We start from the raw sequence: 21,879 nt of genomic DNA, 5'->3' as shown, positions 1-21,879 counted from the left end.
TCGATTGTTCATCGACCAGCCATCCGAAGGAAGCGGTCTACATGTGCCGGGCCAGCTGCCGGCGCCGAAGAACGGCTTGCGCAACGAGGGCACCGAAGATAGCCCGACGGTCCTCGTCGGATCCATCGCGGTCTTCCGGATGCCATTGCACCGCTACAGCCCAGGTGTACCCCGGATGTTCGACGCCTTCGATGATCCCGTCATCAGCCACTGCGCTGACTACAAGCCCCGGAGCCACTTTGTCCACGGCCTGATGGTGTCCTGAGCGTACGGTGACCCGTTCACTTCCCAAGATGGCCCTGATCTTGCTGCCTCCGGCCAGAGTCACCGATTCGTCGAGGAACATCGGCTGCCCAGCCTGCCCTTGGTGCAGGGCCGATGGAACGATGTCCGGCACCAGGGTTCCCCCGAGCGCAACATTGAAAAGTTGGGATCCCCGGCATATTGCAAGCAGCGGTTGGTCCTTCCCAAGGGTTCGATGGATCATGTCGATGCAGAACTCATCGGCTTTGCGATCCACGCCGTAGGCCTTGGGGATGGGACCCCGGAGCCCGTACAGTGCCCCGTCCACGTCCCCACCGCCGAGGAAGAGCACGGCATCGGCTTCCCCAGCAGCAATGGCCGAGTGCGGGCTTGCCGCTGAGCTGTCGATCAAGATGGCCCTCGCACCGTTTTCCAGGAGTTGGTCGAAGGCACTGCGTGTGAAGTCACGCATGATCTCGTAACTTTCGCCGGTCATGCCGGGGAACGTCAGCGAGACCACCACCGCAACCAATGGTGCTTCGGGGGAAAGCGACTCAAAACCCTCCGGGATGATCTCTTCCAGTCCCAGCATCAAGTCTCCGGGTATCTCCGTGTTCATGGGTTTACGGCCTCCAATGTTTTCGTTCGATCGGTTGCGAAGACTTCGTTCCTGCGGGTCCGGGATGCTTCGACCACCCAGGCGAACAGTGCATGGTCGGTCGATGAGGTCGCTGCCAGATCCTCGGGATGCCATTGGACGGCCAGCAGGGGGGCACCCTCAACCTCGAGTCCCTCGATGACCCCATCAGAGGCCATTGCGGAAACCTTCAGCCCTTCACCGACCAAGTCCACTGCTTGATGATGGTACGAGGATGTATTCACGGGGGTAACCCCTAACACCGAGGCAAGGAGCGTGCCCGGTTCACAGACCACAGGATGTTCGGCACCGCGGTGTTCGACCGTGCCGGATGCCAGATGCCCCACCAACGTTCCACCGTGAACAACGTTGAGCAGTTGCAAGCCCCGGCAAATCGCCAATGTCGGGGTTCCCGTATCCAGGCAGGCCCGAAGGATCCCTGCCTCGTAATCGTCCTGCCCCGCAAAGTCTGCCGGCCAGTAGTGCTCGTCGGGTTCGCTTCCATAGCGGCGTGGATCGATGTCGGCACCGCCGGGAATGACCACACCGTCAAGCCGCGAAACCTGTTCGACCCCCGATCCATGGCTCCCCGGGAACAGGGCTACGGGCTCTCCTCCTGCCCTGTCGATCGACCGCAGGACTTCCACGGCAACGGCGGTCCCGGCAAAGCGCATCCCCTGGACCTTTCCCGACCACATGCCAGGGACACCGATCAACGGGCGTCGGCCCTCCGTTGCCCCGCTACTCATGCCAGCATGCCTAGGGCTGCCTTTGCCCTGTGATCCATCGGGAAGGTAAGCCCGGGCATCCACGTAGTCCAGACCTCGCGCAGGCTGCCGTCAGCGATCACGTCCCCCAGCGCAGCGTTGAATTCCTCGCGCAGGTTCGGATTGTCCTTGGCAACCCCGATCCCCCATGGGTTGCGCGTGGCCACGGTGAAGGCCAAGTCATAGCGCGGGTCCGCTCCCAGAGGCACCAGCACCACGTCGTCGTCGACCATGGCGTCAACGCTCGAGTCTGCGACGGCCGCGAGCATGTCTTCGTAGACAGTGTCCCCTTTGAAAGGGACGATGACCGCACCGTCGAAAGTTCGGGCCAGGGCCATATTGGCGCTGCCCTCGATGGCGGCTACCCGGTATCCGACCATGTCGGCCGGGGTGCGTGCAGGATCCCCCTTGCGGACCAGGACCGTTTCGTCGAAGACTGCATACGGGCGGGTGAAATCCACAATCTTTTGGCGCTCGGGAATGATGCCTTGACCGCACCAGACAGCATCCACCCGGCGGTCTCGCACTGCGGGCAGCATCTCGTCCCAACCCATGACGACCCATTCGATCGTGCGGCCCATGCGTGCTGCCACAAGCTCAGCGGCGGCCGGTTCGAAGCCGGTGCGTTGGCCATCGTCGTCAAGCAGCGAGAAGAGCGGTGGCGCATCGGCATCGATGCAGGCCAGCTTCAGCGTTGTCATTACGGCATCGTCTCCCAGTACATTTCGCGGTCCCATTCGGTGATTGAGCCACAGTAGCGGGCCCACTCCTCTTCCTTGAGCTTGGTGTAGATGGACACCAGGTCCGCGGGAAGCTGCGAGGTCAGGTAGGTGTCCGAGACGAACGCCCCGATGGCGTCGCCGAGGGTCAGCGGAAGTTGCGCCCCGAGTGCGGGTGCGCTATCGCACCCCTCGTCAGGTGCGCCGGGCTCGAGCTTCCGGTTGATTCCGTCCTCCATTGAGGCGATGAGCAGAGTGTGGGACAAGTAGGGATTTACCGCGGCGTCAGGCACCCGGTATTCCATCCGCCCGTTGGCGGAGATTCGAATCAGGCAGCCGCGCGAGTCAAGGCCCCAGTTGGCGGTTGAAGGCGCGAACTGACCCGCGTCCCAAAAGCGCTTGTATGAGTTCACTGTCGAGGCCATCACGGCCATGGATCCTTGGGCGTGGGCTAGCATGCCGCCAATGGCGTGCCTAGCGGTTTCCGAGACGTGTAGTTCCACGCGATCGGCGTCCTCGATGACGTTGGTGTCCCCGTCCCAGAGGCTGAGGTTGTGGTGGCAGCCGTTGCCCATCTGGCCGTTGTAGGGCTTGGGCATGAACGAGGCCGTGACCCCGAACTCGCGAGCGACCTGCTTGCAAATCTGTCGGTAGGTAACCAACCGGTCGGCGGTGTTTTCCACACGGTCGTACATCCAGTTCAGTTCGAGCTGACCGTCGTCTTCGTAGTCGCCCTCGATCATGTCCAGGCCCATGGCCTTGGAGTAGGTGACGAGCTTCTTGTAGATCGGGCGCATGCGCTCGAGGTTCTCCACCTGGTAGGCAGGGCTGGAGCCGGGACGCTTGACGACCTCGAGACCGGGTCCTTCCCATGTCATTTCGGGCTCGGTGCCTGAGCGCACTTCGAACCCGGTACGTTCGGTGAACGCGGCGTGAGTGCGGGCCAGCAGAGAGCGCGTGTCGATGGCCAGCGGGCGGCCGCCGACATCCGGCAGGTGCGGGGGCTCGTAGGCGGTGCAGAAGATCCGGGCCACCGAGGTGTCCCAAGGCAGGACAACGAAGGAGTCCGGCTCCGGGAGGGCCCAGAACTCGCGGGCCTCTATGCCTCCGCCGATCAGGTTTCCATGGCGGTCGTTCTGCAGGTCGGAGAGCGCCGTGCGGTGGAAGCAGATGCCCTTTTCCAGGTTGCGGCGAAAGTGGTTGGCGGGAACCATCTTGGCCACGACTCGCGAGCCGATGGTTGGCAGCGCGTAGTAGATGTACTCGACTCCGGCAGCCTCGATCTTCGCCGCTAGGTCCTTGACGACCTGAGGCTCGAGGTTGCTGGCCTGGTGACGGAAGAAGGCTTCGCGGTCCATCATGGCGTTAGTTTCGGTGCGGATTGCTTGCAAGGTCATGGAACTCAACTCTTTTCTGTTGGAAGTCTTAGATGGTGACAAGCGCGCCGGCGTCGAGCACCAGCTGGCGGTAATGGAGATGCTTCGATGCCGGAAGGCCAGCATCGACGACGCCGATGAGGGTGTCGCCGCGGTAGTAGCCCACTGCCACTCCTGCGTGGAGCCGGCCCGGGTCGCCTTCCAGAATCCGGGTTTCCTCGGCTGAGGCAGGTGAACCGACGCCGTTGATCCGGGTCCCGAAGATGTCGGTCCAGAATGACGGGAGCGGAGCGGTGGCCTCTGCAGGAGGCCGCCCGACGAGCCCGGCGACCAATGCGGGGGCAGCGATCTTGGCGGTGTCGGTGGGGGTCGCCCAATGTTCCACGCGCCGGGCGGGGAGCCCGTTGCGATCGTCCGGGTACCTCGCAATGTCTCCGACCGCGACGAGGCCGGGAACCGGTTGCCCGTCTTCTCCTAGGACCCGTAAGTGGCTGTCGCATTCCACTCCGTCGACAAGGTCAAGTCCGTTGCCCTGCAACCATTCGACGTTGGCACGGGAGCCGACGGCTTCGACGACGACATCGACGTCGATCACACCGCCGTCGGAAAGCTCCACACCGGTGCAGGATTCGGCGCCCCGGTAGGCGACCACGGACACTGCTTGTCGGCAGTCCACACCGCGTTGCGTGAGCATGTCCCGTACTCCGGCGGAGAGCGCACGGCCCAGCGGGCGTTCCATGGGGCCCGTACGCCCTTCCACCAGCGTCACCGAGCATCCCAGCAATGCTGCGGTGGCTGCACTTTCGCATCCGATGAACCCCGAGCCGATGACGCCCACCCGGGTTCCCGGCCGCAGTGCTTCGTGCAGGGCCAACGCATCGTCGATGCTGCGCAGCAAGTGGCGCCCGGCCTGCGGGCCAGGTGCCGCCACCCGTGCAGGACGCAGGCCTGTCGCAATGACCAATCCGTCAAAGCCGAGAACCTCCCCGCCATCAAGGGTGATGGTGCGTGCCGCGAGGTTGGACGCGGTGATCCGGGTTCCCAACCGCCACTGGATTCCGGTGGCGCTGCGCCGAGGACGGAAGGCCAGTTTGGCCAGGGCTTCCTCCGGGGTGCCGGGGGCCGCCAGGACGTCCTTGGATAGCGGTGGCCGGTTGTAAGGCGGGTGCTCTTCCTCGCCAATCACCAGAATTTCTCCTGTCCAGCCGGCTACCCGCAACTGTTCCGCTGCGCGCAGTCCTCCGAGCGAGGCGCCTGCGACGATGATCCGCTGGACCACGGCTAGTCCTTCAGGAATATGGCTTGGACCGGGCATACATCGATGGCTTCCTCGACCTCGTCTAGCAGCGCGTCGTCGAAAGTTTCCGCGTATTCAAGGATCCCCTCATCGTTCATCGAAAAGACCTTTGGAGCCGCAATGGCGCATTGGCCATGGTTGTCGCAAAGCGTGCGGTCGACGGTGATCTGTGCCATGGAAGTACTCGTTTCTGTGGTGCTGGTGGTGACGTAAGGCGTTGGGCGGGGCTTAGCCGCGTTGGGTGAATCCAATGGGCAACCGGATGGGGCCGGTGTTGCCCGAGTCGGGGAGCCATTCGTCCCCGCCAGTCAGGTGTGGATTTGCAAGGCGGTTGGCCAGAAGCGGCAGGGCCTCGCTCATGTCGGCGCGGGCCACGAAGTGGCCCAGGCAGTGGTGGACTCCGCCACCAAACCCGTAATGGACCGGGTGCTCTCCCAACAGATCCAGTTCGGGGTTGGGGAACGCGAGCGGGTCGGTGCCGGAGGCCTGGGTGAACAGGTGCACAGTGGTGCCCGCGGCGATCTCGAGTCCCTGGTAGGTGAAGTCCTCGACGGCCTCGCGGGTCACCCATGTGACGGTCGGGTTGGTGCGCATGACCTCTTCGACGGCCTTAGGTCCGAGCTCGGGGCGTTCTGCCAGCAGTTCCCACTGATCCGGGTTGCGCATGAACGACTGCATGGCTAGGCCCAGCTGGTTGCGGGTGGTGTCCATGCCGCCGAAGATCAGCAGTACCAGTGCATTGCGGAGCTCCTCGTCGTTGAGCTTGTCGCCGTCCCTGCTCGCCAGCACCAGTCGAGAGACGAAGTCCTCGCCCGGGTTCGCTTGGCGGTCCTTGATAAGGTCCTCCGCGTAGGCGTAGAGCTCGGCCACTGCCGCGTCGACTTTGTCCAGGTCCTGCTTGAAGGTGACACCCAGGGCCAGTCCGATGGTGGAGGCCAACCGGGCGATGGTGGGCCATTCGCTTTCGTCGATGCCCAACAGGATGGTCAGCACGCGAGTGGCGTACGGCTCGGCAAAGTCGCCGATGAATTCGCATTCTCCCTTTTCGATAAAGTCGTCGATCAGTTCGTTTGCCAGCTCTTGGAAACGCGGGACGAGGTCCTTGATTAGTCGTGGGGAGAATGCCGGGTTGAGCAGCCGCCGGATCCGGTGGTGGTCCTCGCCCTCCAACACGAGCAGGTTCTTGGTCCACCAGTCGAAAAACAACCCGCCATGCACGCCGTTGTGTGCCGGCCACTTGGCGCTGCCTTGGATGAGCTTGGGGCTCTTCAGCAGTTTGCTCACTTCTTCATAGCGCAGCACGGCGATGCCGTAATTGGTTCTTGCGTACCAGCTGGCTTCTCGAGCGTTGCGCAGCTCCTCCGATTGCATGGCGAAGCTCGGATCGGAAATGTCCAGGTAGGGTACGGCAAACTGGTTCGGGACGATGTCGACACTCATGATGCGATCCTCTCGTTTTGTGTTGTTGGCCTTGACCGATCGGTCCGGCTGGCCGTTTTCAATTGATGCGAAGTTCTAATTGCCGGTGGTGGATGGCTGTCCCTTGATGGCGTCCGCGGCCGGGGCATCGCCCTTGAGATGTGGCTTGCGAAGGACCAGATACAAAAGACCGATGCCCAGCACGACGATCGAGGAAATCAAGACGATGTAGTTGGCGAACCAGCCGGCTTCCGGTGTGCGCGGCCAGGCCATATTGATCATGCCCAGTACGCCCCAGAGCATGGCCATCACGTTCACGGGAATGCCCCAGCGTCCGAGTTGGTACTTGCCGGCTGGCTTCCAGCCCTTGAGCCGGGCACGCAGGGATGCTAATACGACCATCTGGAAGCCCAGGTACATGCCCATAGCGGCGAAGGAGATGATGGCGACCAGCGCGTCTTCAGAAATCTTGGAACCGATTACAACGAGCGCGGGAAATATGCCGGCGATCAGCAGCGCATACGGCGGTACGTGGCGTTTCTGACTGAATCGTGCGAGCAATCCGCTGAACGGCAGAATACCGTCGCGGGCCATTGAATAGGTCAGGCGGCTTGCGGCGGCCTGCAGGCTCAAGACGCAGGAGACAAATGAAATCAGGACGACTCCGAGGACGACTTTGTATCCGACCGGGCCGAAGGCAGCCATCAGTACGCCAACGAGCGGGTCGGAGTCAGCGCCCGAAATCACGGCGCCGAAATCGGGGACTGCGAGGATCAGAGAGAGGCAGACGAACATTGCTGCGGCTCCCCCGATGTAGATGGTCATGCGCATTGCTTTGGGGATGGTGCTGCCGGGATTGGGGACTTCCTCGGCAACGTCGCCGCATGCTTCGAATCCGTAGTACTGGAAAATTCCGATGAGTCCGGCAGCGGCGAATGCCACGAAGTAGTCGGATCCTTCACCGGCGCCGAAAGAGTCGAAGAGTACTGACAGGTCGTGGTTGCGGTGGCCAATGATCAGCCAGAGGCCCACCACGATGGCACCGCCGAGTTCCGCGATCAGGCCGAGCATGGCGACCTTGTTCAGTACTCCGGTGCCAAGAAGGTTCAGGCAAGTTGCTAGAGCGATGATCACCAGCGCTGCCAGAATTGTTGCGTTGACGCTGCTTTCCAGGCCGAGGAATGCTGCGAGGTACGGGCCTGCGCCGTAGGCAACGGAGGCGATGGTGGTCAGTAGCGCGGCGAGGTAAACCCAACCATTCATCCAGCCCCATTTGCGGCCCCACAGTCGTCTTGACCATGGGTAGACGCCTCCTGCAACAGGATAGTTCGACACCACTTCACCAAAGATCATTGCGACAAAGAGCTGTCCGGCGCCAACAATGACCAATGACCAGATCATCGGTGGCCCGGCGGTGCCCAAGGCAATTGCGAACAGGGAATAAATCCCTACGACGGGCGAGAGATAGGTGAATCCCAGCGAGACGTTTCCCCAGAACGTCATTTCACGCTTGAACTGAGCTTCATACTTGTAACCGAGCGACGCCAGATGCGCCGCATCCTCATCAAGATCTTGGGTCTTGGCCTCGGGTGCTTCACGTGACTCTACGAACACGACGACTCCTTGCTGGGTTGCGGTGAGGGATCGAGAGATCAGAGCCACAGGACCTCGTGATGCTCGTCACGTGCGCTCTCGAAAAACTGTAACAGTGAATGATTTATAAGACAAGGGTTTACGAACGTACTCTTGTCGGCGCCAGCATTGAACTACGCGACCATCGGAAAACCCGACTTTGTGCGCGAAATTCTCCTGAAAATCGAACGTTTTCACCAAACTCGCACCAAAGTGCCTGTCGAGCACACCGGAGGTAGGCTGGATTGAAGGAACATTACATTCGTTTTCAAATGTTATCCATGGCACAAAAGCGTCATCAAAAGACTGAGATAGCTCCGCAACCTGGACGATACTCGCACTCCAAGCCGCTTCAAACGCGGGTTTGCTGGAGCAACTTCCGCCACAAGACAAGAAACCCGTGGGGCAGTCCTTTCGACTGCACCACGGGCATGATTTGCTTACGGCACCACGCTTGTCAGTCGTGCCCTTCGTGCTCCGGTGCCTGGTGGCTGGATGACTCGATCTGGAAGGTGGAGTGTTCGATGCTCACCACGAAGTGCTCGGCCACGCAGGACTGCAGTTCACCGAGCAGTGTGGCCGCTGCCCCGGTGTGGAACGCTTCATCCTCCACCACCACATGCGCGGAGAGGATCGGCAGATTCGTGGCGATCTGGCTGGCATGCAGATCGTGGATAGCAAGCACCTGCGGGTGCGCGACCAAGTGGGCGCGTACCTCTTCGAGGTCAAGGCCCTTGGGCGTGGACTCCAGCAGGATATGGGTGGTCTCCCCCAGCAGCTTCAAGGCCCGTGGAATGATCAGGATCGCGATGAGCATTGCGGCAAGTGAGTCTGCGCGCATCCACCCCGTGGTGGAAATGACGATGGCCGAGATAATCACGGCCACCGAACCCAGGGCGTCGTTGACGACCTCGAGGAACGCTGCGCGCATGTTCAGGTTGTCGTCCCTGCCCGAGGCCAGGATGGCCATGGAGGCGACATTTCCCAGCAGGCCGATGATGCCGAATATCAGCAGCCCACTCCCGGCAATTTCCGTCGGTTCGAAGAGCCGGCGAATGCCATCGACGAGCGCATAGATGCCCACCCCGAGCAACAGCGTGGACTGCAGGGTGGCCGAGAGGACTTCTGCCCGGCGGAATCCCCAGGTGCGCTTGGACGTGGGCTTGCGCATGATCAAGGTGGCAGCGGTGAGCGCCAACAGCAGGCCGGTGGAGTCGGTGAGCATGTGCGCCGCATCAACCAACAAGGCCAAGGAGTTGGTGAGGAACGCACCAATGACTTCGGCCACCAGGATCGTAACGGTGATGCCGAAGGCCCAGGCCAGCTTCTTTCTGTTGGTCGTCGCCGAACCGTGGTCGTGATCGTGGCTCATGGGCGGACCACGTGCTGCGCGCGACCCGGTCCGTGGACCTCGGTGAAGTCGTGGGTGTCCAGTTCGTGCTCGTCGCTGATGCCGATGTAGTGGTTTGCATCCCCGAGCAGGGCGAGCAACAATCGAGGGTTTGCCAACGAATACATGCTGGCGCGCCCCTGCGCGCGGGAGGTCACCAGTCCGCAGTCCCGCAGACAGGACAGGTGGGCGCTGACGGTGCTTTGGGCCAGCCCCAGGTGTTCGGTGAGATCCTTGACCTTGTGTTCCCCGGTGCGCAGGTGCGCCAGGATCATCAGCCGTGTGGGGTCCGCAAGCCCGTGAAAAAGCGCCGCAGCGGCCCCATGGCCTTCGACGGCGTCGTGCCGCTCGCGGTCAACCCGATTTATCATCGTCATATTACGATGATAGCGAATTCTGACGATAACTCAAATGCATCTCACCCGTGGCAGGATTGCACTATGGGCACCGGAATAATTCTTGGCGAAGACAACCTGGCCCGCCCGCTCTGGGCGGCCACCGATCCGATGCTGCGCAACTATTACGACACCGAGTGGGGCATGCCGGTCCGCGATGAGCATGGGGTCTTCGAACGCCTGAGCCTGGAGGCCTTCCAAGCCGGCCTTTCCTGGGCCACGATCCTGCGCAAGCGCGAAAACTTCCGCGAGGCCTTCGCTGGCTTCGACCCCGAGGTCATCGAGCGCTTCGGCGAGGCAAAAGTCGAAGAACTTCTGGGCAATGCGGGGATCATCCGCAACCGCGCCAAGATCCTTGCGACCATCAAGAATGCCAAGGCCACCGTTGCCCTGCGCGAGGACGGCGGGCTGGCCGAGTTCATCTGGTCGTTTCGCCCTGCGTCCACCCCGGCACCGCAAATCTTCGAGGACATCCCCACCATGAGCCCGGAATCAACGGCCATGTCCAAGGCGCTGAAGAAGCGCGGCTTCGCCTTCGTGGGACCGACCACCATGTTTGCGCTCATGGAAGCACTGGGCATTGTGGACACCCACCTTCTGGACTCGCATCGCCGCGGCACCTCGGGGATCTGGCCCGCATGAGGCCCCGCTTCCTGAAGCCCAATGGATCCTTGGACCCCGAGCACATGATGCGCACGCTGGGTATCCACTCGATCCCCACCCTCGATATCCACGAGTCCGCCGCACTTCGGCATACCCGGGTGATCTCCGTCGAATCCGGACCGAAGGCCGTGGAGTTGGAGTTTGCCTCGGATGGCGTGCAGCTGTCTTGTTTGGAGGCCGCCGCATCCGATATCGACCAGTTGGAAGCAGCGGTGCGTGCATGGTTGGATTTGGATTCCGATCTCGCCGGCATCCAGGCCCATTTCGACTTGGACGTACGGCTTGGCCCTTTGATTAGGACACGTCCATGGTTGCGTCTGGTCGGCTATCTCAATGGATTCGAGGCCGCTGCCACGACCATCTTGGGCCAGCAGGTCTCTTTGGCCGCCGGCAGGACCTTTGGTGGGCGCTTCGTTGACGCCTACGGCACCGACGGCCCCGGTGGCTTGCGTATATTCCCGACACCCGGGGCAGTGGTTGCCCTCGGCGTCGGCACCCTGCGCGAAACCATTGGCTTGACCAATAGTCGCGCCGCCACCCTGTTTCTCATGGCAGAAAAATTTGCTGCCAAGAATTTCACCGGCACCTCTGGCATTCCGTTGGATCGCGATGAACTGCTGGCGTTGCGCGGGGTCGGGCCTTGGACCGCTGACTACCTGCAGATGCGTGGCCGCAGCGATCCAGATGCCTTCGTGCCAGGGGATCTGGTCGCCCGTCGGGCCCTGGAACGGATTAGTGAACGCGAAGCTGCGGCGCTGGCAAGATCGTGGGCACCGTACAGGTCTTACGCCATGGTCCATCTCTGGGCTTCGGACGCCGCGAGTTAACGGAAGAAGGGTCCGCGAGGAGTTACCAAAACCCGCGGACCCGTCTTCCCGCCGACGGAATTGGAGTCCGCCGGCGGCTGCTACGCCGACAGCAACGTCGACAGCTGTGATTGGGTGAGCAAATCCCTAAACAGCGCCTTGTTAAGCGTGAATCCCTTCGCCGCTTCTTCAAGCAGGGCCTCGGCCCGCTCGGGTGTCACCGCGTAGTCATTGAGCCTTGCGCGGTATTCGTCCTTGTATGTCTTGCGCTTGTCGATCCCCTCGAAACGCCACATGGTGAGCGCCTCCTGAGCGACGCCGTAATGCCGCCCCACGAGGCTGCCAATGATCTGGCCACCGGAAAGATCCCCGAGATAACGCAGATAGTGGTGGGCAACCAGTCGCGCAGGCTCCTGCGCTGCGTAGCGGATGTGCCGGACATAGTCGACGGTCGCTTCCACCGGGGCGGGGACGTCGGTGAAACCGTGGGCCGGAAGCAACAAATCGAGGTCATGGTGCAGGTGCGAGGCGCGTTCCAGTCGCAGGTCAAAAATTGGTGAAAGTTCCGGGTCGGCCGACAGTGCGCGGACCTCGGATTCCAGCGCGGCATATAAGTACGTATATTGCGACAGCAACAGCACATAGTCCCGTGAGGTCCTAGACCCGGCCATCAGGGTGGTGATGAATTCACTGGTTTCCGCCTCGCTATGGTCCTTCTGAGTCACTTCGCGTAGCCGGGTGGCAAAAGTCTGTTCGTGTTCGCCGGGCATCTGATGCCACCTTTCGTCGGTACATGAAACACAACCTAACCATATTTTTGGTAATAAGAACACGCCACCATGCTCATTTGCCAATAGTCGAGGTTAGGCATACCTTAACTAGAGTTGCACTTCAGGTCATCGTCCGTATTGCCTGCCACCCGAAAGAGGTTTCAACCATGCACCACCCTGTCCGGCACCGATTGCGCGCGCTCCTCGCCGCCGCCGGCGTCATAGTCTTGTCTTCGATCGGATTGACAGCCTTGCCCGCCAGCGCGGCGCCTGTCCCGACTATTTCCGTAACCCAGGCACCTGACGGTGGAGGTTCGATCACTATCAAGGGTTCCGGATTCAATGGCGATCCAGGTATCTATCTGGGTATCGGACCACAGGGGCTGCCCGGGTTCTACGCTGGCGCCGGAAGCCTCATCGATGGCCTCACACACTTCATTGGCGACGGACTGGAGGTCGGGAATTCTGATATGGGCAAGACCGTGCCCATGACCGATGGTGGCTTCTCGGTTACCGTCAGCCTGCCAAAGAAGCCGGAGTCAGGGCTGGCCATCTATACCTCCAAGGCACACGGCCAAGGCTTCAGCGATCCGTCGCAGAACACCGTAACCAGGGTTTCCTACGCCGAGCCAACACCCGCTGCCGACCCGAAGCTGGTATCCACCAAAATCCCGGCTGCTGGCGGTAAGATCACCATTTCGGGAAGCGGATACCTCGCCGAGGAGCCGGGGATCTACATCGGTGTCGGACCAGTTACTGCGCGTAGTTTCTATGCCGCTTTCGAGTCTGGACACATTGACCGTGCGGATGTAATTTGGGTTTCACCCAGCCGTACAGCCGACAGCGGCACTGCCCCGATGAAGGCCGATGGCTCGTTCACCGTCACGTTCACTATTCCAGCGGGAACCGAGGATCTGGCCGTATTCACCTCCAAGGCCCACAACCAGGGCAAGAGCGATTCCAGCCTCGACGCCAAGCTTTCCGTCGGATCCGTACCCGCGCCGAGCGCGGAACCAACCGAAGAACCCACCACCGAACCAACTCACGAACCGACCATGGCACCCACCAAGCCAACCAAACCAACCAAAGCACCGTCCGAAGAACCCACCACCGAACCAACTCCCGAACCGACTAAGGCACCCACCACCAAGCCAACCAAAGCACCGACAAAGGTCGTCACGTCCCCCAAACTCAGTACGTCCAAGGTGCCGGCTAAGGGCGGCAAGATCACCGTCACCGGTTCTGGCTTCTCCACCGCCGGTCCGGGAATCTACCTGGGCATGGGCCCTGCGGGCCTGCCCGATTTCTACAAGGCCTCGGAGCAGCTCGTTGAGGGAACAACCGTCTATATCTCCCGCACCAACACTGAAGGATCCACCGCAATTGGTCGCACCGCACGGCTGAACGCCGACGGCAGTTTCAGCGTCACCATCGATGTCCCCTCACCTTCGAAGACGGCGCTGGCGCTCTACACTTCCAAGGCCCACGGCCAGGGCGTGAACGACTCCTCACAAAACGTCCAGCTTAAGCTCGCCTACGGTCAGTCCCAGACGGGCACCGCACCCCAAACCACACCGGGCAGCAAACCAGATACCGACACCAGTGCCACGGCCGGGCCCACCACACAGGCAACCAAGCCTGCGCCCAGCTCCTCGGCAAGCCCAACAACCGTGTCCAAGAAGCCGGTCTACAAGGAAATCTGCACGACCAACCAGATCTCCGGTGCAACCCTGGACTGGGGGCTGAAGTCCTCCTTCAGGAACTACATCCGTTCCGGTGTCGCCAAGGGCGGATGGACATTGGGTTCTGTTTCCTATTCGGGCTCGAGGTTCGGCTTCACCTCGGGTTCGGGCATCTTTGACAAGACAAAGCGCACCGGGAGTGTGGGCTTCCCCGGTTCGATTCACTTCACCGGGCATGAGGGCACCTTGGATCTGAAGCTCTCCAAGGTCCGCATCGTCCAAAGCGGCCCGTCGACCGGGACGTTGTATGCGAACGTCGCCTCGAGTGACACCAACGGAAAAAAGACCAACCGCAGTAACGTCGCCTTCGCCACGCTGAATCTCTCCGGCCTATCGGTTTCGTCAAACTCTGTCTCGGTTTCGGGAGCCCCTGCCACGTTGACAGCAGCCGGAGCCGCCGCTTTCGCCGGGTTCTACAACGCGGGTGCGACTCTTGACCCTGTCAGTTTCTCCTTCCCAGTAGGCAAGGCTAGTGGATGCTCCTCGGTGCTACTCAGCGCCGGCACCGGCATCTACGCAGGAACAGAAATCGGCCAGGCATCCGGAGCTGGCGCCCTTGCCAGCACCGGCACCGAATCGGCCATCGTGCTCTCGGTCGGCGGCGTCCTGTTGCTCGCCTCCGGCGCCAGCTTGCTGATGTTGCGCCGCCCGCGCTTCATACGCTCGCACTAGGACAGCACCCCGGGGTGGTGGGTGGGGGCGCGCCCCCACCCACCACCGTTCAATTCCACTTCTCCAAAGGTTTTCAAGTGAATCGTCGAACCGTTCTGGCCTTCTTGTGCGTCGGCGCCCTATCACTGGCCGGCTGCACAGCGAGCGCCGGGCCCGAGCCCCTGCCCGCGCCGGAACCCGTCGCGGCCTCCCCCACAAGCTCAGCCTCGTCATCGACCCCGGCCGTGGACGCCTCGACATTACGCGGACCGGCCACGGCACCGCTGGTTCCGGACATCGTGCCGCTCTCGGAGTCGTTCACTCAAACGTTGCCGACAACCGTGACTGACTACGAAAATAAGTCCGTGACCATTCCCTCGGCCCATCGCATCCTCGCCCTGGATATCTATGGCACGCTAGCCGACACCGTGGTTGGTCTGGGCCTGGGCGACAAGCTCGCCGGACGAACGGCCTCGAACACCGGAGCCTCGCTCAAGGACCTGCCGCTGGTCACGGCCGGCGCCCATGAACTGAATGCCGAGGCAATCCTGGCCATGCGTCCGGATGTGGTGCTGGCCGACTCCACCATCGGTCCCCCGGAAGTTCTGGCGCAGATCGCCGCGGCAGGCATACCTGTTGTGTCCTTCACCCCTGACCGCTCCGTGGCCGGCATTACGCAGATGGTCACCGATGTGGCCTTGGCCCTGGGCGTGCCGGAAGCCGGTGTCGCACTCAACAAGCAGATTGCCGGTGAGCTGGCCAGCACCCGAACGGCCATCGCCGGGCTGTCCTCAGGCACCAGGTCCCCGCTGCGTACAGCGGTGCTTTATGTCCGCGGCACCGCCGGGGTTTTCTTCATTATGGGGCCGGGCACCGGGGCCGAAGATCTCCTGCATGAGCTGGGGCTCCACGATGTGGCCGCTGACGCCGGGCTGAAGGGATCCCGGCCCGCCAATGCGGAGTCCTTGGCGGCCTTGGACCCCCAGGTGTACCTGATGATGAGCGACGGATTGGAATCCACCGGAGGCATCGACGGATTGTTCAAACGCCCCGGAGTGGCCAACACCGCGGCCGGGCAGCACCGGCGGATCATCGACGCACCGGATGGTCAGCTGCTCTCCTACGGGCCCAACACCCCCGCCGCGTTGCTGGCGCTGGCGAAGACCGTCTACACCCAGGGCAGCAAGTGAGCCAACAAACCCTGTCCGATGTCCGGACCCCGTCGGCAAGCCCATCCGCCCACCGGATATTCCCACGCCGCGGACGTGTCTGGGCCACGGGAGTCGCGCTGTCGGCCGCGTTGCTAGCGGTCTCGGTGCTGTCGGCCGGATCCGGGCAGTTTCCAGCCTCGCCGGGCGAGGTACTCACCGGGTTCTGGCACGGGGTCACCGGCACCGGTACCCAAGAATCGGCACTGCTGGATGCCACGTTGTGGACCGTGCGCTTCCCGCGCCTGGTCCTGGGCCTGCTGATCGGTTGTGCTCTGGGCCTCGGCGGAGCACTCATGCAGGGTGTCTTCGCCAACCCGCTGGCAGAGCCCGGGGTCATCGGTATCGGCTCGGGTGCCGCGGTAGGCGCTTGCACGGTGATCGTGCTGGGCGTTGGCAGCGCGTCACCGTTTATCCTCCCGGCGGCTGCCTTCGCCTCGGGGTTAGCCGTGACGCTGCTGGTGTATTGGTTGGCCCGCGGGTCCGGAGCTTCGGCGGTGCTCACCCTGGTGCTCACCGGCATCGCCGTGAACGCCGTCGCCGGGGCCGTGATCTCGTTCCTGGTCTTTGTTGCCGACACCTCCAGCCGTGAACAGGTCATCTTCTGGCAAATGGGCTCACTCAACGGCGCCAGCTGGTCGGCGGTTGCCACTACCGCCTTGATCGTCGTACCGGCAGCCCTTGCGGTGCTGCTGTTGGCCGGGCGGCTGGATCTGTTGGCTTTGGGCGATTCCGCAGCCTCCCACAGCGGGGTCAACGTGCCCCGGCTCCGGGTTCTGTCGATCATCGCGGTGGCGCTGCTGACCAGTGCTGCAGTCGCCCACGCGGGAATGATCGGGTTCGTGGGGCTGATCGTTCCGCACGCTCTGCGTCTGTTCACCGGGCCCTCGCACCGCTCGCTGCTGCCGCTCTCGGCACTTGGCGGCTCGTTGCTGCTGGCCGTCGCCGATCTGGTCTCCCGCACCGCGATCCCCTACGCGGATTTGCCCATCGGCATCTTCACCGCGCTCGTCGGCGGCCCGGTGTTCTTCATCCTCTTGCGGACCACGCTCAAGAAACAAGGTGTCCTGTGAATCCCCTGCTTCAGGCCGAGAATCTTTCCTATTCCATCAAGGGCAAGCCTGTCATCCATCCCTTGGATGTGCGCCTGCGCGCCGGGGAACTCTGCGTGGTCATCGGGCCGAACGGGGCCGGAAAGTCCACGCTGCTCTCGCTACTGGCAGGCTCGGTACGCCCGGATGCCGGAAGCATCGAACTGGCAGGAAAGCCGTTGCGTTCTTGGGGTGCGGCCCAGGCCGGGCGGCTGCGTTCGGTCATGGACCAGGACTCCCACGTCGCCTTCGGATTCAGTGTCGCCGAGGTCGTCCGTTTCGGGCGCACCCCCTGGCGTCATACGCCGCAGGGCGCGGACGACGAGCATATTATCAATGCTGTCCTGGCTCGCACGGGGCTGCACGGATTGGCCGGGCGCACCGTCACCACGCTCTCCGGGGGCGAGCGCCAGCGCACGGCATTTGCCCGGGTGTTGGCCCAGCAAACCCGGGTGGTGATGCTCGATGAACCAGTGGCGGCGATGGATATCAAGCACGCCGAATCCACCTTGGGAATTGCCCGTGATTTGGCCCGCGAGGGCCGTGCGGTGGTGGCAGTGCTGCACGACCTGGATGCGGCAGCGGCCTACGCCGACCGGCTCATCTTGCTCGATGCCGGCCGCATCGTGGCCCAAGGCGCGGTTGCGGAGGTGGCCCGCAGCGCGCTGCTCTCGGAGGTCTACGGCACCCGGATCGACACGTGGATCGATCCGGTCGATGGTCGGGTCAGGGTGGCCCCTGCCCGCAACTTCGCTAGGCGCTAAGCGTCTCGGGGTAGATTTGCCCGATGGGAGATTTTTTCTCGGCCTGGAATTCGTCTTCGGCACGTCCGTAGGCCCAGTAGGCCGAGAGCGACATCGCGCGCCTGTCAACGCCTCGTTCGCCATTGAGGTAGGCACGCAGCGACTTCATGGTTTCCCTCTCGCCGTGGGCAAAGACCTGGAGGGTCCCTTCATGCCACTCGGCGTTGCGTACCGTTTCCTCGAGCTTGGTGTTTTCCGGAGTGTAGTAGCCGCCGCGGTGCAGCCAGTGCACGGTGATCCCTGCCGGCGCATCGAGGCGAACCTCGTCCTCGGGGCCGGAGACTTCCAGGTAGATATCCCCGATCATGTCCTCGGTCATGTCCTCGACTGCCGCGGAAATGGCCGGAAGAGCCGACTCGTCACCGACAAGTAGGTGCCTGTCGAACTCCGGGTTCGGTGTGTAGAGGCCACCGGGGCTGGTGAAGCAGATCTGGTCGCCAAGCTTGGCGTTCAGCGCCCAGGGGCCTGCAATTCCCTGGTCCCCGTGGATGACGAAGTCGATCTGTAGGGTTTGGGCCTCGAGGTCCACGTGGCGCAGCGTGTAAGTCCGGCGCACCGGGAAGTCCTCCGGAGCCAGCTTCTCGCGCAAGTCGTCCAAGTCATAGGGCGGCTGTAGGCCCAATTCGGGCCTGGTGAAGAGGATCTTGACGTAGCGGTCGGAGACGGCTTTATCTTGGAAATTGGCGAAACCCGGTCCTCCGAATGTCAGCCGCATCATGTGCGGGGACAGCCGCTCGCTGGCCAAAACCTCGAGTACCACCTGCGGCCGAACCGGACGTGCGGGGCGTTGCGTGCTCACTAATTACCACTTTCTTGGATTAGGGAAGATAACCCTATCCTAATCGACTTGGCATGGGCTTAGCCAATGTAGTACGTCATGAAACTAGCTTCAGTCAGCAGAAGGCAGGACAACGGGTGGCTGGATCCGAGCTTTAATCTAGTATCCGATCCTGCCAGCTGCGCAATTTCCACCCGGAGGAACCTACTCCTTCGAGGGTCACCACGCCAGTGTTGTTCAGCGGCAGCGGCGAGAGCAGCGTCGGGTCGAAGTTGTTGCTCCGTATGGCCAGCCATGTCACCAGCATTGCCGCGTGGCTGATCACCGCCAGCTTCCCTGTGCCCGAGTTCCTGGCGTCTTGGACCACCGCGTCAAAGCGGTCCAGTGCCGTCTGGGCGTCTTCACCGCCGGGGACCTTGGCTCGTAGATCACCGGATAGCCAGCCGACAAAAGCATCGCTGTAGGCCAGCTGGGACTCCGGGTCGTTACGCATTTCCAGGTCCCCCGCGGAAATTTCGGTGAGCCCGACATGCTCGGCGACCACCAAACCGCGCGCCTGGGCCAACGGGGTGGCAGTCATTTTGGCACGCAGCAGCGTCGAGGAGAACACCGCATCGAGTTCGTCGGCACCTAGCCGCTCCACTAGGGCCTCGGCCTGAGCCATTCCTGTTTCATCCAAGGGTGCCCCGGGGGCCGCCGTATCCAGTGCCTGGGCCAGATTGGAAGCGGTCTGCCCGTGGCGGATCAATATCAGTCTCATGGCTCCACACTAAATCGTCGGAGGGATTTTGGTACGATGAAACCAGCTTCACGAGATGTACGCCGTTTTTGGGCTCCGACCTGGCGCACGCACCAACCCCATGCTTCACGGGTGGTTCGGATGACGAAGCGGTCCTTGTCAGCAGCCGCTGTCTGGAGGACAAGAGCAAACGAAAGGCGCCGTCCCTTGCGCAATCCGGTCATCAACACCGATTCTTGTACGTCCTTCCACCCCGGCCATCGGGCTAATCCGCGTGCCGTCAAGAGCATGATGGCCCGACCCACGCTGTGGTCTGCGGCCGATGTGGAAGTGATGTTGTCCCTCACCGAGGGACTCACGCTGCACCTGTACCACCACGGCACCCACCTCAGGGCCCACGCGCACGATCTGGCGACCATCGCGCACCTGTTGCGCATCACGCCACGCCGTCCCGAGGGGCTCTCGGTGGGCCGGGTGAATTTCCACAATTCCGTGCTGGCGTTGCCGGCGGATCCGCGGCATAGCGCGGGGCGGAGCTATTTCTCGTTCAGCACCGAGCCGTTGGCCCCGTGCAGCTTCGAGCGGGATGAGGAACTGGCCCGGGACTTCGAGTCCCTGACGGCCACTCTGCAGCTTTCCTAACGAAAGAGGGGCGGGGCTTCGTAGCGCGCCATCTCCGACTTGTTCTGCTCCGAGAGCCTCAGCAACCGTTGGGTGTCCACCGAGAAGAACGCCAGGGTGGTGGTGGCACGCACGCACACTCCGCCGTCGACTGGATCGTGAAATTCATAGCAGATATCAAAGCTTGCGGCCTTGACGGTGCTGATCCACACGTCCACGTGGGCCGGCACGTTGCGGTAGTCCAACGGCTTGAGGTAGCGGACCCGGTGTTCGACCACCAGGATCTGCGTGTTCTCCTGAACCGTGGAGAACAGGTCAACCTGCGGGTCGATGCCGGGCTTGCCGGTGCCCCCCGGCACCCCGAAACCTGCGATACGTGCCTCTTCCATCATGCGGACCAGGTTCACGTTGTTGATGTGGCCGTATGCGTCCATGTCCCCCCACCGCATGGGGACCTCGACGCGGATCTTGTTCCCATCCATCTAGGACAATCCTTGCTGTGCTTCGGGGCTGATGATGCCCAGGGATTCCAGTTTCCCGGCGATGCGCGCTCCGTCGGGCTCGTAAACCCAGGGCACCCCGGGGGTGGAGTTCAGGATTCCTTGGCTACGCCCGCCGGCGAGCACCGCCTCGGAGGGGGTGAGCTGGCGGATCACGATGGCCACGACGTGCTCGGGGAAGCGTCGGGCGAACTCGGCATATAGATAGGGGTCATGCTGGCCATCGTCGCCAATCAGCAGCCACTTCATGGTCGGGAATTCTCCGGCCAGACGACGCAACTGGTCGGCCTTGTGTTGCATGCCCGACCGGAACCAGCCACGCTCGGTGGCACCCCAGTCGGTCAGCAGCAGGGGGCCCTGTGGGTAGAGGTTGCGTGAGAGGAAGCGGGTCAGGGTTTGGGCCACGTTCCAGGCACCGGTGGACAAGTAGAAGGTGGGGGCTCCGGGCTTGTCGCGCAGCAGCCGCTCCATCATCACCGGCATCCCCGGGGTGGCCAGTCGGGCGTGCTCGGAGAGCACGAAGGAGTTCCAGGCGGCCAGCAGTGGGCGGGGCAGCGTGGTGACCACGACGGTGTCATCCACATCCGAGAGCACCCCGAATTCCTGCGACCCGTCAACGACCAGGATCGGGGCGGTGACAGCAGTGCCGCCCTCAACATGCAGGCTGATCTCGTTCCAGCCTGGTGCCAGCGAGGCTTTCACCCGGACATCGAGCACCCCGCCGCGATCGGCCTGCACCTCAAAGCGTTCACCGTTGATGTGGACCTCAACCTCGCCGTGGGGCAGGATCGGGGACATGAAGTTCCGCCAGCCACGCACCCCGTCGGCAATGACCTTGGCCCGATGGCGGCCATCTTCGAAGGCGCCGGGCTTGGCCAGCACCACGCGGGCGAAGATGCGCACCCACCCGTCGGTGGGGTCGGAGAGCCCATACCCGATGTATGACAGCACGGTGGGAACCAACCCCCGTTCGCGGGCCTGTTCGGCACGAAGCTCGTAGAGCCGATCCTCGAAGCGTGCGGCAATGTGCCGGGCACGCTCCGCTCCAGTTTCCTTGACCATGAAAGACAGTCTTTCATGGCCCGGTGGCACGGTGTGGATCAAAAGGATGAATTCGCGGTGCCCGCCCGTTTTCGCGCGCGATCGGCGTCACACTAGTATTTTTCTACGCTTCGTAGAATGATGAGAGCATGATGTTTGAACATGATGCAGACGAGCCCGTGCTGGTACTCACCGAGGAGCAGTGCTGGAGTCTGTTGGAAAGAACCAAACACGGCCGGTTGGCCACTGCGGTGGGCGGCGCCGTCGACATCTTCCCGGTGAACTTCGGCTTGCTGGAGAAATGCATTTACCTTCGCACCGCCCCGGGCGAAAAACTAGCGGCACTGACAGTGCACGATTCGGTGGCCTTCGAGGCCGACGGCATCCTCTCCGACGAAGCGTGGTCGGTGGTGGTCCACGGAAATGCGCACCAGCTGCAGACCAGCGCGGAGATCGAGCTGGCACGCAGCTCCGGGGTCTCGCCGTGGATTCCCACGGCGAAGGAATCCTGGGTGAAGATCGAGGTCAAACACATTTCCGGCCGCCATTTCCGCCTCGGGGAACAGCCCGAGACGTACTAGCGGCTCCCTG

23 protein-coding genes and 1 riboswitch are annotated in these 21,879 nt (G+C 62.5%); of the genes, 8 read left to right on the top strand and 15 right to left on the bottom strand.

The window, feature by feature from the left end; translation table 11 throughout:
- Positions 1–37: 37 nt before the first annotated feature.
- From ADIAG_RS13780 to ADIAG_RS13735, 10 genes are all read right to left on the bottom strand, one after another.
- Entirely contained in the window at positions 38–862 is an 825-nt protein-coding gene (locus tag ADIAG_RS13780; protein WP_007271999.1) for a gamma-glutamyl-gamma-aminobutyrate hydrolase family protein, read from the bottom strand.
- Positions 859–1,629 carry a gamma-glutamyl-gamma-aminobutyrate hydrolase family protein gene (locus tag ADIAG_RS13775; protein WP_007271998.1) on the bottom strand — a complete coding sequence of 257 codons (771 nt, stop codon included), beginning with the start codon at positions 1,627–1,629 and terminating at the stop codon, positions 859–861. The genes ADIAG_RS13780 and ADIAG_RS13775 overlap by 4 nt, the downstream gene beginning before the upstream one ends.
- The gene (locus tag ADIAG_RS13770; protein ID WP_007271997.1) at positions 1,626–2,348 is read right to left on the bottom strand and encodes an ABC transporter substrate-binding protein; all 723 of its coding nucleotides are present in this window, start codon (positions 2,346–2,348) and stop codon (positions 1,626–1,628) included. The genes ADIAG_RS13775 and ADIAG_RS13770 overlap by 4 nt, the downstream gene beginning before the upstream one ends.
- The gene (locus tag ADIAG_RS13765) at positions 2,348–3,763 is read right to left on the bottom strand and encodes a glutamine synthetase family protein (RefSeq protein ID WP_007271996.1); all 1,416 of its coding nucleotides are present in this window, start codon (positions 3,761–3,763) and stop codon (positions 2,348–2,350) included. The genes ADIAG_RS13770 and ADIAG_RS13765 overlap by 1 nt, the downstream gene beginning before the upstream one ends.
- 28 nt (positions 3,764–3,791) lie before the next feature.
- A complete protein-coding gene (locus ADIAG_RS13760; protein ID WP_007271995.1) occupies positions 3,792–5,021 on the bottom strand; it encodes an NAD(P)/FAD-dependent oxidoreductase in 1,230 nt (409 codons plus the stop codon).
- 2 nt (positions 5,022–5,023) lie between these two features.
- On the bottom strand, positions 5,024–5,215 hold the full coding sequence (locus ADIAG_RS13755) for a ferredoxin (RefSeq protein ID WP_007271994.1): 192 nt from the start codon (positions 5,213–5,215) through the stop codon (positions 5,024–5,026).
- Between the two features lie 52 nt (positions 5,216–5,267).
- Complete coding sequence (locus tag ADIAG_RS13750) at positions 5,268–6,479, bottom strand: cytochrome P450 (protein WP_007271993.1); 1,212 nt, start codon at positions 6,477–6,479, stop codon at positions 5,268–5,270.
- Between the two features lie 75 nt (positions 6,480–6,554).
- On the bottom strand, positions 6,555–8,072 hold the full coding sequence (locus tag ADIAG_RS13745) for an APC family permease (RefSeq protein ID WP_007271992.1): 1,518 nt from the start codon (positions 8,070–8,072) through the stop codon (positions 6,555–6,557).
- A 475-nt stretch (positions 8,073–8,547) separates the two neighbouring features.
- Positions 8,548–9,462, bottom strand: coding sequence for a cation diffusion facilitator family transporter (locus ADIAG_RS13740; protein ID WP_007271991.1), 915 nt, complete (start codon positions 9,460–9,462; stop codon positions 8,548–8,550).
- Positions 9,459–9,857, bottom strand: coding sequence for an ArsR/SmtB family transcription factor (locus ADIAG_RS13735; protein ID WP_007271990.1), 399 nt, complete (start codon positions 9,855–9,857; stop codon positions 9,459–9,461). The genes ADIAG_RS13740 and ADIAG_RS13735 overlap by 4 nt, the downstream gene beginning before the upstream one ends.
- Before the next feature lie 63 nt (positions 9,858–9,920).
- Between ADIAG_RS13735 and ADIAG_RS13730 the strand changes: the two genes are divergently transcribed.
- On the top strand, positions 9,921–10,517 hold the full coding sequence (locus tag ADIAG_RS13730) for a DNA-3-methyladenine glycosylase I (RefSeq protein ID WP_007271989.1): 597 nt from the start codon (positions 9,921–9,923) through the stop codon (positions 10,515–10,517).
- The gene (locus ADIAG_RS13725) at positions 10,514–11,365 is read left to right on the top strand and encodes a DNA-3-methyladenine glycosylase family protein (RefSeq protein WP_007271988.1); all 852 of its coding nucleotides are present in this window, start codon (positions 10,514–10,516) and stop codon (positions 11,363–11,365) included. Before ADIAG_RS13730 ends, ADIAG_RS13725 begins: the two co-directional genes overlap by 4 nt.
- Positions 11,366–11,445: 80 nt before the next feature.
- Here ADIAG_RS13725 and ADIAG_RS13720 read toward each other — a convergent pair whose 3' ends face one another.
- On the bottom strand, positions 11,446–12,114 hold the full coding sequence (locus ADIAG_RS13720; RefSeq protein WP_007271987.1) for a biliverdin-producing heme oxygenase: 669 nt from the start codon (positions 12,112–12,114) through the stop codon (positions 11,446–11,448).
- Positions 12,115–12,281: 167 nt separating this feature from the next.
- Between ADIAG_RS13720 and ADIAG_RS21215 the strand changes: the two genes are divergently transcribed.
- The 4 genes from ADIAG_RS21215 (at position 12,282) to ADIAG_RS13700 (ending at position 17,570) form a co-directional block, all read left to right on the top strand.
- Positions 12,282–14,528 carry an HtaA domain-containing protein gene (locus ADIAG_RS21215; protein ID WP_007271986.1) on the top strand — a complete coding sequence of 749 codons (2,247 nt, stop codon included), beginning with the start codon at positions 12,282–12,284 and terminating at the stop codon, positions 14,526–14,528.
- A gap of 77 nt (positions 14,529–14,605) precedes the next feature.
- Positions 14,606–15,697 (top strand): heme/hemin ABC transporter substrate-binding protein, encoded by a 1,092-nt coding sequence (locus tag ADIAG_RS13710; protein WP_043475048.1) that lies wholly within the window; start codon positions 14,606–14,608, stop codon positions 15,695–15,697.
- Positions 15,694–16,788: a FecCD family ABC transporter permease gene (locus tag ADIAG_RS13705; RefSeq protein ID WP_007271984.1), complete on the top strand. Its 1,095-nt coding sequence runs from the start codon at positions 15,694–15,696 to the stop codon at positions 16,786–16,788. The genes ADIAG_RS13710 and ADIAG_RS13705 overlap by 4 nt, the downstream gene beginning before the upstream one ends.
- The gene (locus ADIAG_RS13700; protein ID WP_007271983.1) at positions 16,785–17,570 is read left to right on the top strand and encodes a heme ABC transporter ATP-binding protein; all 786 of its coding nucleotides are present in this window, start codon (positions 16,785–16,787) and stop codon (positions 17,568–17,570) included. The genes ADIAG_RS13705 and ADIAG_RS13700 overlap by 4 nt, the downstream gene beginning before the upstream one ends.
- Here the strand turns inward: ADIAG_RS13700 and ADIAG_RS13695 are convergent.
- Positions 17,560–18,408 (bottom strand): siderophore-interacting protein, encoded by an 849-nt coding sequence (locus ADIAG_RS13695; RefSeq protein ID WP_043475045.1) that lies wholly within the window; start codon positions 18,406–18,408, stop codon positions 17,560–17,562. The two genes, ADIAG_RS13700 and ADIAG_RS13695, sit on opposite strands and share 11 nt — an antisense overlap.
- 133 nt (positions 18,409–18,541) lie before the next feature.
- The gene (locus tag ADIAG_RS13690) at positions 18,542–19,147 is read right to left on the bottom strand and encodes a histidine phosphatase family protein (protein WP_007271981.1); all 606 of its coding nucleotides are present in this window, start codon (positions 19,145–19,147) and stop codon (positions 18,542–18,544) included.
- A 46-nt stretch (positions 19,148–19,193) separates the two neighbouring features.
- A riboswitch (SAM riboswitch) is annotated at positions 19,194–19,319 on the top strand.
- Positions 19,320–19,333: 14 nt separating this feature from the next.
- Here ADIAG_RS13690 and ADIAG_RS13685 point away from each other — a divergent pair.
- On the top strand, positions 19,334–19,768 hold the full coding sequence (locus ADIAG_RS13685; protein WP_043475041.1) for a hypothetical protein: 435 nt from the start codon (positions 19,334–19,336) through the stop codon (positions 19,766–19,768).
- On the opposite strand, the gene ADIAG_RS13680 is transcribed toward ADIAG_RS13685, so the two are convergent.
- Together ADIAG_RS13680 and ADIAG_RS13675 are read right to left on the bottom strand one after the other, a co-directional pair.
- Positions 19,765–20,229 (bottom strand): acyl-CoA thioesterase, encoded by a 465-nt coding sequence (locus tag ADIAG_RS13680; protein WP_007271979.1) that lies wholly within the window; start codon positions 20,227–20,229, stop codon positions 19,765–19,767. The genes ADIAG_RS13685 and ADIAG_RS13680 overlap by 4 nt on opposite strands.
- Positions 20,230–21,309, bottom strand: a complete 1,080-nt coding sequence (locus tag ADIAG_RS13675) for an App1 family protein (protein WP_007271978.1) — start codon at positions 21,307–21,309, stop codon at positions 20,230–20,232.
- 128 nt (positions 21,310–21,437) lie between these two features.
- Here ADIAG_RS13675 and ADIAG_RS13670 point away from each other — a divergent pair, with 128 nt between their 5' ends.
- Positions 21,438–21,869 (top strand): pyridoxamine 5'-phosphate oxidase family protein, encoded by a 432-nt coding sequence (locus tag ADIAG_RS13670; RefSeq protein WP_043475035.1) that lies wholly within the window; start codon positions 21,438–21,440, stop codon positions 21,867–21,869.
- The last annotated feature ends 10 nt before the right edge of the window (positions 21,870–21,879 follow it).

The sequence above is a fragment of the Paeniglutamicibacter gangotriensis Lz1y genome (assembly GCF_000348945.1).
Classification (GTDB): Bacteria; Actinomycetota; Actinomycetes; order Actinomycetales; family Micrococcaceae; genus Paeniglutamicibacter; species Paeniglutamicibacter gangotriensis.
This window is presented reverse-complemented; position numbering and strand designations above follow the sequence as displayed.

Coding starts and splice junctions, on each gene's coding strand:
- ADIAG_RS13780 (WP_007271999.1), bottom strand. CDS start 862: ATGAACACGGAGATACCCGGAGACTTGATGCTGGGACTGGAAGAGATC.
- ADIAG_RS13775 (WP_007271998.1), bottom strand. CDS start 1,629: ATGAGTAGCGGGGCAACGGAGGGCCGACGCCCGTTGATCGGTGTCCCT.
- ADIAG_RS13770 (WP_007271997.1), bottom strand. CDS start 2,348: ATGACAACGCTGAAGCTGGCCTGCATCGATGCCGATGCGCCACCGCTC.
- ADIAG_RS13765 (WP_007271996.1), bottom strand. CDS start 3,763: ATGACCTTGCAAGCAATCCGCACCGAAACTAACGCCATGATGGACCGC.
- ADIAG_RS13755 (WP_007271994.1), bottom strand. CDS start 5,215: ATGGCACAGATCACCGTCGACCGCACGCTTTGCGACAACCATGGCCAA.
- ADIAG_RS13750 (WP_007271993.1), bottom strand. CDS start 6,479: ATGAGTGTCGACATCGTCCCGAACCAGTTTGCCGTACCCTACCTGGAC.
- ADIAG_RS13740 (WP_007271991.1), bottom strand. CDS start 9,462: ATGAGCCACGATCACGACCACGGTTCGGCGACGACCAACAGAAAGAAG.
- ADIAG_RS13735 (WP_007271990.1), bottom strand. CDS start 9,857: ATGACGATGATAAATCGGGTTGACCGCGAGCGGCACGACGCCGTCGAA.
- ADIAG_RS13730 (WP_007271989.1), top strand. CDS start 9,921: ATGGGCACCGGAATAATTCTTGGCGAAGACAACCTGGCCCGCCCGCTC.
- ADIAG_RS13725 (WP_007271988.1), top strand. CDS start 10,514: ATGAGGCCCCGCTTCCTGAAGCCCAATGGATCCTTGGACCCCGAGCAC.
- ADIAG_RS13720 (WP_007271987.1), bottom strand. CDS start 12,114: ATGCCCGGCGAACACGAACAGACTTTTGCCACCCGGCTACGCGAAGTG.
- ADIAG_RS21215 (WP_007271986.1), top strand. CDS start 12,282: ATGCACCACCCTGTCCGGCACCGATTGCGCGCGCTCCTCGCCGCCGCC.
- ADIAG_RS13690 (WP_007271981.1), bottom strand. CDS start 19,147: ATGAGACTGATATTGATCCGCCACGGGCAGACCGCTTCCAATCTGGCC.
- ADIAG_RS13680 (WP_007271979.1), bottom strand. CDS start 20,229: ATGGATGGGAACAAGATCCGCGTCGAGGTCCCCATGCGGTGGGGGGAC.
- ADIAG_RS13675 (WP_007271978.1), bottom strand. CDS start 21,309: ATGGTCAAGGAAACTGGAGCGGAGCGTGCCCGGCACATTGCCGCACGC.
- ADIAG_RS13670 (WP_043475035.1), top strand. CDS start 21,438: ATGATGTTTGAACATGATGCAGACGAGCCCGTGCTGGTACTCACCGAG.